The 18001-nt window shown below is 55.1% G+C and carries 16 protein-coding genes; 14 read left to right on the plus strand and 2 right to left on the minus strand.

Features of this window, described 5'->3' with window-relative positions:
• Entirely contained in the window at window positions 1-1752 is a 1752-nt protein-coding gene (locus tag QM748_RS14095; protein ID WP_415247556.1) for a carbamoyltransferase, read from the minus strand.
• Between the two features lie 167 nt (window positions 1753-1919).
• Between QM748_RS14095 and QM748_RS14100 the strand changes: the two genes are divergently transcribed.
• From QM748_RS14100 to rfbC, 14 genes are all read left to right on the plus strand, one after another.
• The gene (locus tag QM748_RS14100; protein ID WP_415247557.1) at window positions 1920-2210 is read left to right on the plus strand and encodes a nucleotidyltransferase family protein; all 291 of its coding nucleotides are present in this window, start codon (window positions 1920-1922) and stop codon (window positions 2208-2210) included.
• A 258-nt stretch (window positions 2211-2468) separates the two neighbouring features.
• Complete coding sequence (locus QM748_RS14105) at window positions 2469-2603, plus strand: hypothetical protein (RefSeq protein WP_415247558.1); 135 nt, start codon at window positions 2469-2471, stop codon at window positions 2601-2603.
• A gap of 254 nt (window positions 2604-2857) precedes the next feature.
• A complete protein-coding gene (locus QM748_RS14110) occupies window positions 2858-3700 on the plus strand; it encodes a Wzz/FepE/Etk N-terminal domain-containing protein (protein ID WP_415247559.1) in 843 nt (280 codons plus the stop codon).
• A gap of 125 nt (window positions 3701-3825) precedes the next feature.
• The gene (locus QM748_RS14115; protein WP_415247560.1) at window positions 3826-4764 is read left to right on the plus strand and encodes a hypothetical protein; all 939 of its coding nucleotides are present in this window, start codon (window positions 3826-3828) and stop codon (window positions 4762-4764) included.
• Window positions 4757-5821 (plus strand): GNAT family N-acetyltransferase, encoded by a 1065-nt coding sequence (locus QM748_RS14120; RefSeq protein ID WP_415247561.1) that lies wholly within the window; start codon window positions 4757-4759, stop codon window positions 5819-5821. The genes QM748_RS14115 and QM748_RS14120 overlap by 8 nt, the downstream gene beginning before the upstream one ends.
• Before the next feature lie 279 nt (window positions 5822-6100).
• Window positions 6101-6799 (plus strand): hypothetical protein, encoded by a 699-nt coding sequence (locus QM748_RS14125; protein ID WP_415247562.1) that lies wholly within the window; start codon window positions 6101-6103, stop codon window positions 6797-6799.
• Window positions 6800-6812: 13 nt separating this feature from the next.
• Window positions 6813-8048 carry an O-antigen ligase family protein gene (locus QM748_RS14130; RefSeq protein ID WP_415247563.1) on the plus strand — a complete coding sequence of 412 codons (1236 nt, stop codon included), beginning with the start codon at window positions 6813-6815 and terminating at the stop codon, window positions 8046-8048.
• A gap of 67 nt (window positions 8049-8115) precedes the next feature.
• Window positions 8116-11193 (plus strand): asparagine synthase (glutamine-hydrolyzing), encoded by a 3078-nt coding sequence (gene asnB, locus QM748_RS14135; protein WP_415247564.1) that lies wholly within the window; start codon window positions 8116-8118, stop codon window positions 11191-11193.
• Complete coding sequence (locus QM748_RS14140) at window positions 11190-11795, plus strand: sugar transferase (RefSeq protein ID WP_415247565.1); 606 nt, start codon at window positions 11190-11192, stop codon at window positions 11793-11795. The genes asnB and QM748_RS14140 overlap by 4 nt, the downstream gene beginning before the upstream one ends.
• 78 nt (window positions 11796-11873) lie before the next feature.
• On the plus strand, window positions 11874-12533 hold the full coding sequence (locus QM748_RS14145; protein ID WP_415247566.1) for a NeuD/PglB/VioB family sugar acetyltransferase: 660 nt from the start codon (window positions 11874-11876) through the stop codon (window positions 12531-12533).
• Window positions 12534-12536: 3 nt separating this feature from the next.
• Window positions 12537-13712, plus strand: a complete 1176-nt coding sequence (locus tag QM748_RS14150) for a DegT/DnrJ/EryC1/StrS family aminotransferase (RefSeq protein WP_415247567.1) — start codon at window positions 12537-12539, stop codon at window positions 13710-13712.
• A 19-nt stretch (window positions 13713-13731) separates the two neighbouring features.
• Window positions 13732-15567: a polysaccharide biosynthesis protein gene (locus tag QM748_RS14155; protein WP_415247568.1), complete on the plus strand. Its 1836-nt coding sequence runs from the start codon at window positions 13732-13734 to the stop codon at window positions 15565-15567.
• Window positions 15568-15664: 97 nt separating this feature from the next.
• Window positions 15665-16564, plus strand: a complete 900-nt coding sequence (rfbA, locus tag QM748_RS14160) for a glucose-1-phosphate thymidylyltransferase RfbA (RefSeq protein ID WP_415247569.1) — start codon at window positions 15665-15667, stop codon at window positions 16562-16564.
• Complete coding sequence (gene rfbC / locus QM748_RS14165) at window positions 16561-17112, plus strand: dTDP-4-dehydrorhamnose 3,5-epimerase (protein WP_415247570.1); 552 nt, start codon at window positions 16561-16563, stop codon at window positions 17110-17112. Before rfbA ends, rfbC begins: the two co-directional genes overlap by 4 nt.
• Window positions 17113-17390: 278 nt before the next feature.
• On the opposite strand, the gene QM748_RS14170 is transcribed toward rfbC, so the two are convergent.
• Window positions 17391-17960 (minus strand): Uma2 family endonuclease, encoded by a 570-nt coding sequence (locus QM748_RS14170; protein WP_415247571.1) that lies wholly within the window; start codon window positions 17958-17960, stop codon window positions 17391-17393.
• Window positions 17961-18001: the final 41 nt, after the last annotated feature.

Consider the following 18001-nt stretch of genomic DNA (forward strand, 5'->3'; position numbering starts at 1 on the left):
TCAGGCCGCGCCTTCCTTCACCACCAGCACGTCTTCCATGATCAGGTACTGCAGATCCGAGCCGAAGAACATGTTCAGCGCATCCATCGGCGAGCAGATCATTGGCTCGCCACGACGGTTGAGCGAGGTGTTCAATACCACGCCGTTGCCGGTGAGTTTTTCCAGTTCCTTCATCAGGTCGTAGTAGCGCGGGTTGAACTCGCGCTTCAGCACCTGGGCGCGGGCGGTCCCGTCCTCGTGCACCACTTCGGGCACGCGCGTCTTCCACTCCTCCGCCACCTCGAAGGTGAAGGTCATGAAGGGCGCGGGGTGCTCGGTCTGCAGCATCTGCGGACCCACGGTGTCGAGCATGCTGGGGCAGAAGGGGCGCCAGCGTTCGCGGAACTTGATCTGTTCATTGATGCGATCGGCCACGCCGGCCGCGCTCGGGCAGCCGAGTATGGAGCGCCCGCCCAGTGCGCGCGGGCCGAACTCCATGCGGCCCTGGAACCAGGCCACCGGGTTGCCGTCGGCCAGGATCTGGGCGATGCGTTGCGGCACGGCGGTATCGCCGTCCGCGATCAGTTCCCAGCGCGGCTTCGACGGGTGCTTGGCGCAGGCAGCAATCACCTCTTCGTTGGTGTAGCGCGGACCGAGATAGACGTGCTCCATCTTCTCGACCGGCACACCGCGCTGCACCGACACATACGAGGCCGCGCCCACCGCAGTGCCCGAGTCGCCCGAAGCCGGCTGAACGAAGAGCTCCTTCACTTCCGGGCGGGCGATGATCTTCTGGTTGAGCTTGACGTTGAGCGCGCCGCCGCCGGCGAAGGCCAGCCGGCCCGTCTCGCGCAGGATGTCGCCCAGGTAGTGCTCCATCATCTGCAGCGCGAGATCTTCGAACAGCTTCTGCATGCTCGCGGCGTAATGGATGTAGGGATCGTCGGCGATGTCGCCGTGGCGCATCGGGCCGAGCCACTGGATCAGCTTGGGCGAGAAGTAGTAGCCCTTGCCCTGCTCCTTGTAGCGGCGGAAGCCGATCACGTTGGCGTAGTCGGTGTCGATGATCAGCTCACCATTCTCGAATTTCGCCAGACGCGAGAAATCGTACTTGGTCGGGTCGCCATAGGGCGCCATGCCCATCACCTTGTACTCGCCGTCGAGCATCTCGAAACCGAGGTATTCGGTGATCGCACCGTAGAGGCCGCCGAGCGAGTCGGGGTCGTAGAACTCCTTGATCTTGTGGATGCGGCCGTTCTCGCCGTAGCCGAAGAAGGTGGTCGCGTACTCGCCCTTGCCGTCGATGCCCATGACCGCGGTCTTCTCGGTGAAACCCGAGAGGTGATAAGCGCTGGAGGCATGCGCCAAGTGGTGCTCGACCGGCTCGATCTTCACCTTCTTCAGGTCGAAGCCGAGCTGCTGCAGGCACCACTGGATGCGCTTCTTGTAGCGGCGGAAACGGCGGTTGCCGGCCAGGATCGCATCCAGCCCACGATCGGGCGCGTACCAGTAGCGCTTGGCGTAGTGCCAGCGCGCCTTGCCGAACAGGCTGATGGGCGCGAACGGAATCGCCACCACATCCACGTCGGCCGGCTTGATGCCGGCGAAATCCAGGCAGAACTTCGCCGACTCGTAGGGCATGCGGTTCTTGGCATGCTTGTCACGGACGAAGCGTTCTTCTTCCGCCGCAGCGACGAGCTTGCCGTCGATGTAGAGCGCAGCAGAGGGATCGTGGGTGAGCGCGCCGGAAAGGCCGAGGATGGTGAGCGCCAAGGTAGTCGTTCCTGCGTGAAGAGGGTGACCGCCGGACACCGCAGGCCCGGCGCGGGAGCGCGGATTATAACGTGGCCAGCCTTGCCGCCAGCGGCGGCGGTGGCCGACAATGGACGGCAAGCATCTGCGCACGTTCAAGGCAGTACTGCCGTTTCAGGAGACACAACATGAAACCCTCTGCTGCATTGGAGGCAAACCGGGAGCTGATTAGGCGAATCGTCTCGGCTCACCGGGCCAGCAATCCACGCGTGTTCGGCTCGGCTCTCCGCGGCGACGACTCGGAGGAAAGCGATCTTGATCTGCTCGTCGCCCCGGCCCACGACACATCGCTGCTCGATATCGCGCACATCCAGGTCGAGCTCGAAGCCAAACTCGGCGTACCAGTCGATGTCCTCACTCCCGCAGCCCTACCGCTCAAGTTCCGCAACCAGATACTGCAGGAAGCCAGTGCCGTATGAACAAAAAGGCTTTACGGCTGGGCGACTACCTGGAACACATGTGCGACGCAATCGCACGGGTGCAGCGCTACACGCGCGACAAGTCGTTAACCGAATAAGTGCTGCGGTGGAGGCCTCATCTAGGCCTTCGAGTTCCCCCACGAGCTCGCCTGGAACACCATGACCACAACGACCACCTCCACTTATGGCCTGCCTGGCACCGCACTCAGGCAATTGACGTACTGAGCGTACCCCCCGGCGTCGAGCGCATCCTGCTGTATGGCTCGCGCCGCCAAAGGCACGCACCGGCCAGCCTCCGACATCGACATCTGCCTCGTCGCCCCTACGCTGGGGCTGGACATGAAAATCGGCGAACTGCTCAAGCTGCCGCGGAAGATCGACCTGAGCCTCTGACACCAGATCGACAACCCGGCGCTGCTCGAGCACATACAGCGAGTCGGCATCGATCTGACGAACCACTGACAACCCAGAACCGTAGGCAAGTCTAGAAGCCGAAATCCCCCCGACAGCGATCGAACCGATCCATCCGTCATTCGCGGCAACAAACGCAGTACGATCTGGCCAGGAAAAATCTCATTACGGCTACAGGGTTCAGGAACTGTCAGGGCAGTGCGATAATGCCGCCTTGTCAACAGCCATAGCCAGCCATGCAGAACAGCCAGCCAACTCCGCAACCCCAGGTCGATGAAGAGATCAGCCTGTACGAACTCTGGCAGATCCTCGCCAAACGTAAAGCGCTCATCCTAGCCTGCCTGCTTGTCTGTCTTGCCGCAGGGGCTGCATATGCGTTCCTGAAGCCTCCCGTCTATGAAGCCAGCGTCAAGCTGCGCATCGGCCAAGTGCGAGGCAGTGGCGGGCTCCACGAGAATATCGTCCTCGAGAACGCCGAAGAACTCTCCTCCCGCATCCTTGCTCAGTATGGAGAAGATATTGCCGATGGCATCAAACGTAACCGCCCCTTCATCACCGGAGCAAGAGCCGAGAAAGGCGTCACGACTACCATTCAGCTGACTGCCGAGGGCGATGCTCCACAAGATGCAGCACATCTGCTCGAAGAGGTCACTGATACCGTAATCAAGGCTCACTCGGTAATGTACGAAGCGAATATCAAGCCCATCGCCGAACGACTGAAGAACCTCGACGAACAACGCCGAGCATTGCAACAACAATATTCGGACATCACCGCACTGGTGGATCAACTCAAGGCCCGCGACAGTGTGCAAGCCTCACTAGTAATGATCGAACGCGGCCCGATCACCGCCGCACTGGATCAGCAGGGTGCAGAACGATTAAGCCTATCAGCGCAGATGCTGCCGCCACAGACTCGCCCAACTGAACTATTGAGCCCGATCACTGCACCAGCCAAACCATCACAACCTAAAAAAGCTCTCACAATTGTCGCATCAACAATATTTGGCATCATAGCCGCGTTAATACTGGCAATTTTAATGGAGTTCGTTGCGAAACCCAAAGCGCGCAGCGCCCCTTAGCAGCAAACTCATCTGAGGAAACACGCATGCGGCTTGGACAAAGAGAAAGATCTTGCACAATCCTCGTGTTGATGGGACACGCCGCGCTTTGAAACCCTCCCCTATCTAACTTCGCTCAACACCATATGACAACAGGAACATTAATCTTATCTTTTGACTGCGAGGGAAAGTGGGGCATTGCTGATAGCCCAATGTCGCGATTGGGTTTCATCACTCACGAAACCCTCCGCAAAGCATACCGAACCATTCTTGATCTGCACAAAAAGTATCACGTGCAATCAACTTTCGCCTTCGTTGCCGCATTATGCATGAGGAGCTCTGACCTAAAGGATTGGCTCAACACAACTCGCACTTTAGAACATCAAGGGAAGAACTGGCTAGCACCCGCTATCAACCAGATTTCCGCAGGAATAACGGAAGGGTGGTGCGACGAGGCTCTTTCAAGAATGATCCGCGATGAGGGCGATCATGAGCTTTGTAGCCATGGAGGAACACACCTGCCTTACTCTGAAGGCTCGACCCCCATCGAAGCTGTCCTGTCAGACATCTCTCTTACTCAACAAGTCTTTAGCCAACTATCCATCCCAATGGAGAATCTCATTTTTCCGAGAAACATTATTGGCTTTCAAGAGTTACTAGCCAATGCCGGATACCTCGGCTATAGAAACATAGATTCTTGGGAAACGAAAAGTGGGAAAAGCGGCAAGCTATCGCGATACGCTGCAGAATTCTTTCCTTTTGACCGACCATCTCTTCCGACCGGACATGCGAATAAGGACCCATCTGGTCTTTCCGTAATTCCCGCAGCAAAATTTCTTAACGCTGCCCTTGGCGCCAGAAAACTCGTTCCAAAGAGCATGACAAACTTTCGCATTGAATCCCTTCTTAAATTTGCCATCCACAACAATCGTGTTGTGCACTTCTATAGCCATCCACATAATTTCATCACCGACCCGACACTTTCCGAGAAACTAGATTACATGCTGAGAATAGCCACTCAGCACCGAGATCAAGGAAATTTGAATATCCTGACAATGAATCAATGGCGAGCTGCACATGAATAATTCATACAAAATCCAATTTTCAGATGGCATTACCTCGATTGATCGAATTGCAGCGATATTCGAACGAAATGACAATTATAAATCGAGGGCCGATCTTTCTTGGCAGTATTTAGATACCCCTGGAGGGGGGCATATAACGGCTTTCGCAGTTGCACCTAATGGCCAAGATGCTGCGGTATACAGTATTTTCCTCGTACCCTTCCTGCTGAATGGACAGCGAATTCTAGCTGCACAATCTCTGGACACTCTCACCGACAAAAATCATAGAGGCCAAGGTCTGTTCACTCTATTAGCCAAAGCCGTTTACAATCGCTGCACAGAGAAAAATATTCAGTTCGTATACGGCTTCCCTAATAGCAGCTCGGGGCCAGGATTTTTCGGAAAACTCGACTGGCAAGAGCTAGGAGCCCCTCCCTTCCTTATTAAGGTAATGAATTTTGGTTATCTTATCAGGCGAATCACTAAAGGCAAATTCAACCTGGATATCCCTAATATTTTTTCGGGCCCTTTCTCTATCGAAAAGAAACCATCCCCAGAAAAAAATTATTCTGTTTCTGCGATTTCTCGTTTCGACGAAACCTATGATCAACTTTGGGAAAGAAGTACAGCACGAAATAAAGTCACAATCGACCGTACTTCTCAGTACATGAACTGGCGCTATGCAGACTGCCCACGCAAAGACTACAAGATCATCGCAGTACACAAGAACGGCGTACTTGAAGCGCTCTGCGTATCAACTATCCGGAAAAAACATGGCGGAACGATCGGTTACATAATGGACGTTGTGCACGACCCGGAGGCCCCACTAGCAACAAAACTTGCACTTCAGTCGGCACTTAAAAACATGAAGAAGCAGGGTACAGACGTAACGCTGGCGTGGAGCTTTGACAACACAGATTCATATGCTTTGTACATGACGCAAGGCTTCAGAAAGCTACCCCGCTCCCTTCAGCCGATAAAACTCTTCTTTGGTGTAAAAGACACATCCAAAACCTTGATTTCCGACATACATCCTGGCGATTTTTTTATTTCTTACGCCGATTCAGATACTGTATAAACACCTGAAATTAATTTCACAGCCAAAATTAACCCGCCTCATAGCGAGCTAATTTTACTACCTCATCCGCCTTTATTGACAAACAACCGATACCGAGAAACCAATCATTGCAGTAGATAGTATGGCAAGCCTGTAAATTTTCACAACTAAAAAAGACGTTACACAAACTAAGTGGACACCAGCATTAAAACTTTGTTCGGCACGACAAAAATATCCTGCCGAATCGTTCTGTCACAGATCAATAAATGAAGACAGTTAATGATTGGATATAAATAAAACATGAATCAGTTAGCACTACCGGCGGCGGCGCTATTCTTTTTCCTTCATCTTTTATGTGAAACAATAGCAACATTCATAAAATATAACTTCTCAAGCCTAGGCCGCCATATGCTTGGAATAAGTCTAGCAAACATATTCGGCATTTCATCCCGGGGCTTCGTCGCACTTTATGGAATAATTATTTCCATTGTAATTGAAAAGAATATTTCCAGCATCCAAGTTTATGTTTATGTTTACTTTGCCGTTTTACTACTCGGCGCAGGATTCTCTTTAGTCTTAGCAAACATAAAAATCACAGATTCATTTATGGGCGGCATTTCACACAACGAACTTCCTTTATTAAAGCAATTAAAAATGGCCTTTGGTACTAATAATAGCAAATGCGCCATTCCTGTTCGCGGCATTACGGCAATACTGCTCGGAATTCAATTCGTATCGGTCGTCATCGCATACGGGCTATGCTTTTCTTTACCACATAGCCGGCTTTTAATCATCTCTTTTGTTCCACTCGTTAGTATGCTTGGCACTCTTATAGCCATTCTTTGGGTTGAACCAAGGCTCGCCAGGATGATCGATGCGGACAACGCAACTGGTTACGCCGCTGCAAGGGAGTTTCTGAGGGCTCGCGCGATTTCTTTCTTTTTCTGTGCCGTATCGTTGCTGGCACTCCCCTTGCTGACACCCGAGATCGGGGCCTAAGCTCTCCATTCTTATGATCCCCCCATCAATTCAGGCCGGCATTCTATTTCTTACAAGTGCGACAGCTGTCAATATATTCGGCGCTCGACTCAGCGATATTGCAGCACTTCTTTTTCTCTTATTCTTACTCCCTCTCCGATCAAATAGCAATACACAAGAACGGTCCATTGCTAGCGCCTTCCTACTGCTGCTTTTAGCGATATTTACAAGCTTTTATTTCCAACTTCTTAACTCAGACTCCGAACTGATTCTCGCTGGCCTACCCAACGCAACTGCAATACCGTTCGGAATTATTCTAGCGCTCTTTTTTTTAGACCGCTGCCGCGGCCAACGGGCCGTCGGAATAGCGTCTTCTTACTGCCGCATCACACTATTGATCTGCTGGATTCTATTCATTTGGCAACTACTCATCGGTCAACCAGAATGGATAACTCCAGGAGAAGTGGAAGGCCGCTTTTCCGCCCTATCTAACAATCCTAATCAACTTGCTCTTTTTCTGCTTCCCATCCCTTTCTTTTCTCTTTTTTCGTACATGAAAGGAACCAAAGGGCGTACCAGTGTCATTTTCGAAATCGCTGCGGCCGTATTATTGAATTTCTTCATCATTGGCAAGGGCCTACTTGTCTCTTGGGCTCTTGCGCTAATGTTTTTGATGCTTTCAGGCTGCAAACTTGAGGGAACCATCAGAGCCACGTTGAATTTCGTGCTCACTAGATCACTACTAGTCTCTATTTTCGTCCTCGCAATATCACCTATAGCTTTTCTATTATTTACAGGCAATGCGCCAGGAAGCCAAGAAGGGCAAGGCTCAATCCGCCTTTCCCTTTGGAAAAACGGCATTGAAGCCTGGGCCGAAGCACCCATCTTAGGGCATGGGCCGGGGCATTATAGTGGCCTTGAGCGACCTTACTCCGGCATGGAAGCACATAACTTCCTCATAGACTGGGGGTCTGCATATGGTCTTTTTGGATTTTTGAGCCTTCTACTGCTGCTTCTACTTTTCTTTGCGAACGCTTTTAAGAAAGAAAAATGGATTATTTTTGCATTCTATATTGCACTACTTGCACAAATAACCTTCCATTTTTACGGAAGACAGCCTGCATTCTGGCTATGGTGGGCATTCGGTTTCATTTTTTCCATGACAAATTCTAATGGAGCCGCTAACAAATTGAGGCAGTTAGAAGCAATCCCGATAAACGACGAAAGCGAGCTTCCTTCCCGAGCAGCTAAGAGTCAACACCTACATTAATGGCACCACCCGCAATCAGGTTTAGAATATACTCATCTTCACAAATTTAGTTTCCGAATAGGCTCCCATGTGCGGCTTCGCTGGTTTTTATCAAGGAAAATCCCGTTTAGTGTCTCTCGTTGATTCAATCGAGCACATGACCAACAGGATTAGTCATCGAGGGCCAGACGATTTTGGCATCTGGTTCGATCAAGAGCTAGGGCTGGCCCTTGGACACCGTCGTTTGTCCATTCTCGATCTATCACCCGCTGGCCATCAGCCAATGCATTCGGCGTGCGGACGTTACGTCATCGCATTTAACGGTGAAATATACAACCACTTGCTGTTACGCAAACAGTTATCTGCGCAGGCAAGGGCTCCAGATTGGCAGGGGCACGCCGATACAGAAACTTTGCTGGCCTGCTTCTCAATGTGGGGGATCAATAAAACACTGCGTGCGACAGTCGGCATGTTTGCACTTGCTTTGTGGGATCGCCATGACAACGTGCTTACACTCGCACGTGACCGGATGGGCGAGAAACCACTGTATTACGGATGGCAAGGCAGCACCTTACTGTTCGGTTCCGAACTCAAGGCATTGAAGGCTCACCCGGCCTTCAATGGCGAAGTCGACCGTAACGCACTTGCACTTCTGCTCAGGCACAACTGTATCCCTGCCCCATACAGTATTTATCGGGGTATTTCCAAGCTAATGCCTGGTCATTTTCTCAACATTCGTTTAGACAATGCAAGTCTCACCAGATCAGAACAACCTCAACAATATTGGAGCATGAATAATGCAGTCGAAAATGGAATAAAGCATCCATTTTCAGGCAGCGAAGACGAAGCGATTTCTATTTTACAGCGGCAGATATCCGAAAGTATCGCTGACCAGATGCTTGCGGACGTTCCCCTTGGTGCGTTTTTGAGTGGAGGAGTCGACAGCAGCACAATTGTTGCATTGATGCAGGCACAGAGTCAGCGCCCTGTTCGGACCTTCACCATTGGCTTCGATGAATCGGGATACAATGAGGCTGCTCATGCCAAGGCAGTAGCGACTCATTTACAGACCGATCATACAGAACTCTATGTACACCCCGAGGACGCTCTGCAGCTAATCCCAAAGTTACCAGCGATCTATTGTGAGCCATTCAGTGATAGCTCACAGATTCCTACCTTTCTTGTCAGCCAGTTGGCCAGACAACATGTAACGGTTGCGCTAAGTGGCGACGGCGGGGATGAGTTGTTTGGTGGGTATAATCGCTATCTTTCGGCGCGCAAGGTTTGGGAAAAGATGCAGTATCTGCCCAACAGCGTCCGCCATATAGCCGCCCGATTGCTTCAAACCCTCTCGCCATCGGCGTGGGATCAAGTTTTCGAACTAATCAAGCCAGTGATGCCAAAGAGATTGCACCTCGCAACCCCGGGCGACAAGGCGCATAAGTTGGCTGACGTGCTCACGCTGTCGGATGGCCACGCATTCTACCGGCAACTCACCAGCCACTGGAAAGATCCAGCAAATGTAGTAATTGGTGCATTTGAGCCACAAACGCTCCTGACCAACCGAAAAGCCTGGCCGGAGACCGATTGCCTGGAGCACTGGATGATGGCGATGGACGCACAGACTTACATGGCTGATGACATTCTGGTGAAGGTTGATCGGGCTGCAATGGCAAATAGTCTGGAGACACGTGTGCCGATGCTTGATCATCGTGTCATTGAGTTGGCCTGGCGAATGCACATTGGCTTGAAGATCCGTGACGGCCAAGGGAAGTGGCTATTACGGCAGATTCTATACCGCCATGTCCCAAGGGATTTAATCGAGCGCCCTAAGATGGGTTTTGGCATTCCGCTGGATAGCTGGTTACGCGGCTCATTGCGTGACTGGGCCGAGGATTTGCTGGATGAAGGCAAGCTGAAGGCGCAAGGTTTCTTTCGACCGGAGCCGATCCGACATATCTGGGCAGAACACGTTGAACGGGCGACGAAACTGGCAACACCACTTATGGGATGTACTGATGTTTCAAGCATGGCTTCAGGAAGAATAGAGGTGAAATTTCTATTGATAGCGAGCTTCCCCGATTCATTGCTGCATTTCCGGGGCTCCTTGATTGATGCATTGATTGTCAAGGGACAAGATGTTCATGTAGCTGCACCAGACCTACCTCCTCACAATCCGATACGATTGAAACTCGAAGCACGTGGCATCACGGTGCACGAAATCCCGCTATACCGTACCGGAACCAATCCGGTGTCGGATTTTCGCCTACTACTGCATCTAGCATGCTTAATGCGGAAAATTCGCCCTCAGCGCGTTCTCGGCTACACAATCAAGCCAGTAATCTATGGCACACTTGCAGCATGGGTCGCACGTACTCCCCAACGATTTGCTTTAATCACAGGCTTGGGCTACACCTTTCAGACTGAAAGGGAGCGGGGTTTTCTGCGTTCGTTGGTACAAAAGCTGTACGCGTTGGCTCTCCGCTACGCGCACAAGGTCTTTTTCCAGAATCCAGATGATGAAAAACTTTTCCGACAGCTGGACTTGCTCCCATCCGAGGTACCTTCATGCGTCGTTAACGGATCCGGTGTGGATGTTGCCGCTTTTACAGTAGCGCCACTACCGCCCCATTGCCGGTTCTTGCTCATTGCGCGGTTACTTGGTGACAAGGGTGTTCGCGAATATGTGGGAGCGGCCCGTCGAATTCGTGCCCAGCATCCGGATGTAGTCTTCAGCCTAGTAGGCTGGATCGACGAAAACCCCGATGCAATCAAGAACGACGAACTAGAAGCATGGATAACGGAAGGAGTGATCGAGTATCGCGGCCGGCTGAACGATGTCCGATCCGCCATCGCCGATTGCAGCATTTATGTACTTCCATCCTATCGAGAAGGCACGCCGCGGACAGTACTCGAGGCTATGTCTATGGGACGTGCGATCATCACCACCGATGCACCGGGCTGTCGGGAAACTGTAATCAATGGCGATAACGGTATTCTGGTGCCGGTGAAGGCGGTCGATGAACTCGTCAATGCCATGTTGCGCTTCATCGAGGACCCCAAACTCACCGCCCGTATGGGGCAGCGCTCCAGACAAATTGTAGAGAGCAAATATGACGTCCATCGAGTAAATGATGTCATGCTTCAAGAGATGGGAATTCAATGATCAAGCGGTTTTTCGATGTCCTGTCATCGGCACTGGTGCTAATGGCACTGTCGCCGGTGATTATATTGCTGGCATGGGCGATCCGCCGCAAACTCGGCTCCCCGGTATTCTTCCGACAGATTCGTCCTGGTCTGCATGGCAAGCCGTTCCAGATGATCAAGTTCCGCACGATGCGCGACGCCGTTGGCCCGGGTGGCCAACCTTTGCCTGACGCTGAACGGATGACTCCCTTCGGCAGCTTCCTGCGCTCGTCCAGCCTGGATGAGTTGCCGGAACTGTGGAACGTACTCATGGGCGACATGAGCTTGGTAGGACCACGTCCGCTGCTGATGGAGTACTTACCACTGTATTCGTCCGACCAGGCACGTAGGCATGAGGTACGCCCGGGTGTAACTGGCTGGGCCCAGGTCAACGGACGCAACACACTGAGCTGGGAGGAGAAGTTTCGCCTGGATGTGTGGTACGTGGACAATCAGTCGTTCTGGTTGGATCTGAGAATTCTGGTATTCACGGTGAAGAAGGTGTTCGTACGTGAGGGAATTAGTGCCGCAGGTGAAGCTACGATGCCCAAGTTCACAGGTTCGCACGACAAAGACATTTGACAGTACATGGTGATGCTCCGCAATGCCTGTTGAGATGCAGAGCTCGCTAAATCAACGAGACATGCTAAAGGAAGGGCCGTGAATTCGCCTCTTTATGCTGTGTACGGTGCAAGTGGTTGCGGCCGGGGGATCATGCCCCTTGCACGTGAGCAATTGCGCCGCCTGGGAGTGAAGCTGGACCGACTGGTATTCGTAGATGACGGCGTAAGAGACAGCATAGTAAACGGGCAACGAGTGCTGTCATACGCCGACTTCGTTTCCGAACCCGCGAGTGAGCGCCATGCAGTATTGGCTATCGCCAACAGCTTGGTTCGGGAGCGCCTGGCGGCGCACTGCGCAGCGCACGACGTACATGCATGGACAGTAGCAGCAACCAACATGGTTGTGATGGATGAGGTGGAGATCGGTGAAGGTGCAGCACTGAGCCCCTTTGTGACGATCACCTCAAACATCCGGATAGGCAGGCACTTCCATGCCAACCTATACAGCTATGTGGAACATGATTGTGTAATTGGCGACTTCGTTACCTTCGCACCGGGCGTGAAGTGCAACGGCAACATTGTGATCGAGGATCATGCTTACATCGGTGCCGGCGCAGTGATCAGACAAGGACGCCCAGGCAAGCCACTGGTGATTGGCCGCGGCGCAGTTATCGGCATGGGCGCGGTGGTCACAAAAGACGTGCCGCCCGGCGTAACTGTAGTCGGCAATCCGGCAAGACCAATGAACAAGGACTGAACAGTGCTGAACACCCCTTTTTCCCCTTGGCCGAACTTCTCAACGGAAGAGGCTGATGCAGCCCGCGATGTGATCTTGTCCAACAAGGTGAATTACTGGACCGGCCAGGAATGCCGGTTGTTCGAGAAAGAGTTTGCCACCTGGGCCGACACTCAGTTCGCAGTGGCGCTGACCAATGGCACGGTCGCATTGGATGTGGCGTTGAAAGCACTGGGAGTCGGTTCCGGCGACGAGGTGATTGTCACTCCACGAACCTTTCTTGCATCAGTGTCGAGCATCATCAATGCAGGAGCTGTACCCGTATTTGCAGACGTCGATCGGAGCTCACAGAACATCACTGCCGATACCGTGCGAACCGTCCTGACGCCACGGACGAAGGCGGTGATCTGCGTGCATCTAGCCGGTTGGCCGTGTGATATGGATCCGATCATGGCGCTGGCGGCTGAACACGATCTGTTCGTGGTCGAGGATTGCGCACAAGCGCATGGAGCCCGCTACAAGGGGCGCTCAGTAGGATCGATCGGACATGTCGGCGCGTGGTCTTTCTGCCAGGACAAGATCATGACCACCGGGGGAGAGGGGGGCATGGTCACCACCAATGATCATGAGCTCTGGTCGAAAATGTGGTCCTTCAAAGATCACGGCAAAAGCTGGGAAGCTGTTTACGAGCGGGAGCACCCCCCTGGTTTCCGTTGGCTGCATGAGAGCTTCGGCACCAACTGGCGGATGATGGAAGTCCAGGCCGCCATCGGCCGTATCCAGTTGCGGCGCATGCAGGACTGGCATGATGAACGCTTGCGGAATGCGCGCGCCATCTGGAATACGGCGTGTACCTTGCCGGGGTTGAGAGTCCCATCGCTCCCGCCAGAGATCGAGCATGCAGCCTACAAGTGCTATGTATTCATCGAGCCAGAGGCACTGAAACCCGATTGGAGCCGCGACCGCATCCTGCAGGACATCAACGCACTGGGCGTACCTTGTTACTCCGGTTCCTGCTCCGAGGTCTATCTGGAGAAAGCTTTCGACAACACGGGTTGGCGCCCCGAGACTCGTTTGCCAATCGCCGGAGAGCTTGGTGAAACGAGCCTGATGTTTCTCGTCCATCCCGGGTTGTCTGAAGCCGAGATCAAGCTGGCTTGTGGCGCCCTGACCAAGGTCATGAACTCAGCCGCAGCTTGACTGAGCGAACGTTCTTCGAATGAATACCACTGCGCGTTCCGTACTTGTCTTCCTGTTCGACCTCTTGGCCGTCTTTGTGGCATGGGTCGGCGGTTTTCTGCTCCGCTTCAATTTCCAATGGCCTTCCAGCTACAACGAAAAGATCATCGTGGGGCTGGGCATCCTGCTGGCAATTCATGCCATCGCCTGCCGCTGGGCCGGCCTGTATCGCGGCATGTGGATTTTTGCCAGCCTCCCCGATCTGAAGCGGGTCCTGAAGGCGGTCCTGGTGTCGTCGCTTGCGCTTGTCGTCATGCTCGCGCTTGACCGTGGTGCAGGCCCTGCCATTCCGCGTTCCTTGCTCGTGCTGTATCCGCTCCTGCTTCTGGCGATAATGGGCGGCGGTCGCGCTGCATGGCGCATGTGGAAAGAACATCGCATCTATGGCGGCCTGATGGCCGCCGGCAAGCCCGTCGTGATCGTCGGCGCCGGCACCGGTGGCGCGATGCTGGTTCGCGAACTGGAACGCAGCCCGGATTGGCGAGTCGTGGCGCTGGTGGACGACAACCCGTCAAAGCAGGGGCTGGAACTGCACGGCCGCCCCATCGCCGGCAATGTCGAATCGCTGCCGCGGATTCTGCGGGACCACAAGGCCAGCCATGTGATCCTGGCCATGCCGTCTGCAGCCGGCGAAGCCCTCAAACATGCGACCGACGTCGCCATCCGCGCCGGCGCCCAGGTTTTCACCGTGCCCGGCCTGGAAGACCTGATGAGCGGCAAGGTGGCGATCAATGCGATGCGGCCTGTGGACATCGAGGACCTGCTCGGCCGGGAGCCGGTGAAAATCGACTCGAATCACGTCAAGGAGATGATTACCGGCAAAACAGCGCTGATCACTGGTGCGGGCGGCTCCATCGGCAGCGAGCTCTGCCGCCAGCTTGCCCGCTTTGCGCCGGCACGGCTGGTGCTGGTGGAAGCCAGCGAGTTCGCGCTCTACAACATCGAGCAGTGGTTCCGTGTCCAGCAGCCCGGCGTCGAAATCATCCCGCTTGCAGGTGACGTCAAGGATGGCATCCGGATGGACGAGGTATTTTCGACCTGGAAGCCGCAACTCGTATTCCATGCAGCCGCCTACAAGCACGTGCCATTGATGGAGGTGGCCAACGCGTGGCAAGCGGTACGCAACAACGTGCTCGGGACCTTGCAGGTCGCACGTTGCGCCCAGCGCCATGGCGCCGAGCGCTTCGTGCTCATTTCGACTGACAAGGCTGTCAACCCGACCAACGTGATGGGTGCCACCAAACGCCTGGCCGAGATGACCTGTGAAGCGCTGCATTGCTTTGCCGAAGGCCATACGCAGATGGAAATGGTCCGCTTCGGCAACGTGCTGGGCAGCACCGGGAGCGTGATCCCGAAGTTTGCCGAACAGATCGCCCGTGGCGGCCCGGTCACGGTCACCCACCCGGATATCAACCGTTATTTCATGTCCATCCCGGAAGCAGCACAACTTGTGCTGCAGGCGGCTTCCATGGGGCAGGGCGGCGAGATATTCGTGCTCGACATGGGGGACCCCGTCAAGATCGTAGACCTGGCGCGCAACATGATTCGCCTGTCGGGCTATACCGAAGACGAAATCCAGATCAAGTTCACCGGCCTTCGTCCGGGCGAAAAGCTGTACGAAGAACTCCTGGCCGACGCCGAGGAAACCCGTGAGACACCTCACCCCAAGCTGCGCATCGCACGTTCGCGGCCCGTCACAGAGAGCTTCCTGGACGAATTGACACAGTGGTTGGCGCAAACGGGACCGGTCAGTGACGACGACGTACGCGCAGGCCTGAAGCGTTGGGCGCCGGAGTACGAGCCGGCGAAGCATTGAAGACTGGACACGCGGACTGTTCTGTTGGTCCACTTGGCCGAAAAAAGCTTCCCGATACCGTAGAGCAGATGGCAATGGTGTGCCTGGGCATTCGAAAATGACTGCAGTCCTTACAATACGACGCAAAGGCATCATCCTCGCCGGCGGCTCAGGCACACGCCTGCATCCAGCCACGCTCGCCGTCAGCAAGCAGTTGCTGCCGGTGTTCGACAAGCCGATGGTCTATTACCCGCTCAGCACGCTGATGCTGGCGGACATCCGCGACATCCTGCTGATTTCGACACCGCAGGACACGGCGCGCTTTCAGCAACTGCTGGGGGACGGCTCGCAATGGGGCATCTCGCTGCAATATGCCGTACAGCCACAGCCGGAAGGGTTGGCGCAGGCGCTGATCATTGCAGGCTCCTTCCTGGCCGGCGCGCCCTGCACGCTGGTGCTGGGCGATAACCTCTTCTACGGCCACGAACTCCATCGCCTGCTGCGGAGGGCGGCTGCGGCCACCGCCGGCGCAACGATATTCGCCTATCACGTGCAGGACCCGGAGCGGTATGGAGTGGTCGAGTTCTCTGCGGACGGCAAGGTTCTGTCGATCGAGGAGAAGCCTGCCCAGCCGAAATCAAACTATGCCGTGACGGGGCTGTACTTCTACGATGGCAGCGCCAGTGAGCGCGCTGCCACGTTGCGCCCGTCGGCGCGGGGCGAACTCGAGATCACCGACCTGAACCGGCTGTATCTGGACGATGGCCTGCTGGACGTCGAAACCATGGGGCGCGGCTACGCCTGGCTGGATACCGGCACCCACGATTCGCTGCTGGAAGCGGGCCAGTTCATCGCCACACTGGAGCGCCGTCAGGGCCTCAAGGTGGCCTGCCCGGAAGAGATCGCCTATCGCATGGGCTGGATCGACGCCGGGCAGCTTCAAGAGCTGGCAGCACCGCTTGCTCAGAATGCCTACGGCCGCTATCTGCTGCGCCTGCTGAAGGAAGTCCCTGCATGATCGCCGCCAGGCGCACGCCTATCCCCGATGTATGGCTGCTGGAACCCAGGGTGTTCGGCGATGCGCGCGGCTTCTTCCTCGAAAGCTACAACCAGCGGGACTTCGAGGCTGCGACCGGTCGCCAGGCAAACTTCGTGCAGGACAACCACTCACGCTCGCAGCGCGGCGTGCTGCGCGGACTGCACTACCAGATCCATCAGCCGCAGGGAAAACTCATCCGCGTGATCGAAGGCAGAATCTTCGACGTCACCGTCAACCTGCGCCGCAGCTCGCCGCACTTCGGCTGCTGGACGGGCGTCGTACTGTCAGCCGAGAACAGGCACCAGCTCTGGATTCCCGAAGGCTTTGCACACGGCTTCCTGGTGCTGAGCGAAACCGCCGACGTGCTGTACAAGGCCACCGACTACTACGCACCCGAGCACGAGCGCTGCCTGGCCTGGGACGACCCCACGGTCGGCGTGGACTGGCCGCTGGCGGGCAATCAGCCACTACTGTCGGCCAAGGACCAGGCCGGAAGGGCGCTGGCGGAGTGCGAGGTTTTCGACTGACGAGGAAAAGGCGGGCGTTCCACGTCTGCCTACAGATGCGGCATGATGTCAGCGAGGCGTGGCAAGGCAAGAAGCTCGGCGCGGGACTGCTGCGCGATGCTGTTCTGCGGACGCTGCAAGTGGCCGATATTGCTGGGATCTGCGCCTGGCAAGCTCGACCTGGGTCATCTTCAGGGAGGCTCGGTGCTCGGCGACGCTTTGGCGTATCTGCTGGGTGTCCATGTGATGTAAACACCACTTAAAGAGACGCCTTGAAGCTGTGACGAAATGGCGAACCGCTACAGCTCGACATCCTCGTACAGCATTTCCAGCATCAACTCGGCACCAATGCTGTCCAGCCGGATGACGTCACCCGGCCCTGCCGGGTGCAACACCCACAAGCCTTCGTCGTTCTTGCGAAACAGGTCCGCATGCTTGCGGTCCTGCTCGATGAGCAGGTATTCCCCCAGGGTATCGATCTGCTGGTACAGCTCGAACTTGCGGCCACGATCGAAGGCCGCAGTCGCGTCGGACAGCACTTCGACGATCAGGCTGGGATATTGCTTGGCCAGGCTGGCATCGGACTGGCGATCGCGCAGATCACAGGTGACGAAAACGTCGGGGTAGAACACCGCATCGGCGCGGTCGATGCGCAGCTTCATGCCCGAGACGAAAACCCGGCAGGGTTTTCCGGCCAGGGCAGTCTTGAGGCTGGTCGCGGCATTCAACAGGACCGTGTAGTGTGCGTCCGTGCCTCCGGACATGGCGAACACCTCGCCCGCCAGATATTCATGGCGCTCGGCCTGCTCCTCTTCCCACGCCATGTAGGCATCGATGTCGAACTCGGGTTTGGTCATCGGCAAGGGCATGGTGCGGACTCCGAAGGTTTGGGTGAGCATAATCAGTCGAG

Source organism: Thauera sp. (genome assembly GCF_047601425.1).
Lineage (GTDB): Bacteria > Pseudomonadota > Gammaproteobacteria > Burkholderiales > Rhodocyclaceae > Thauera.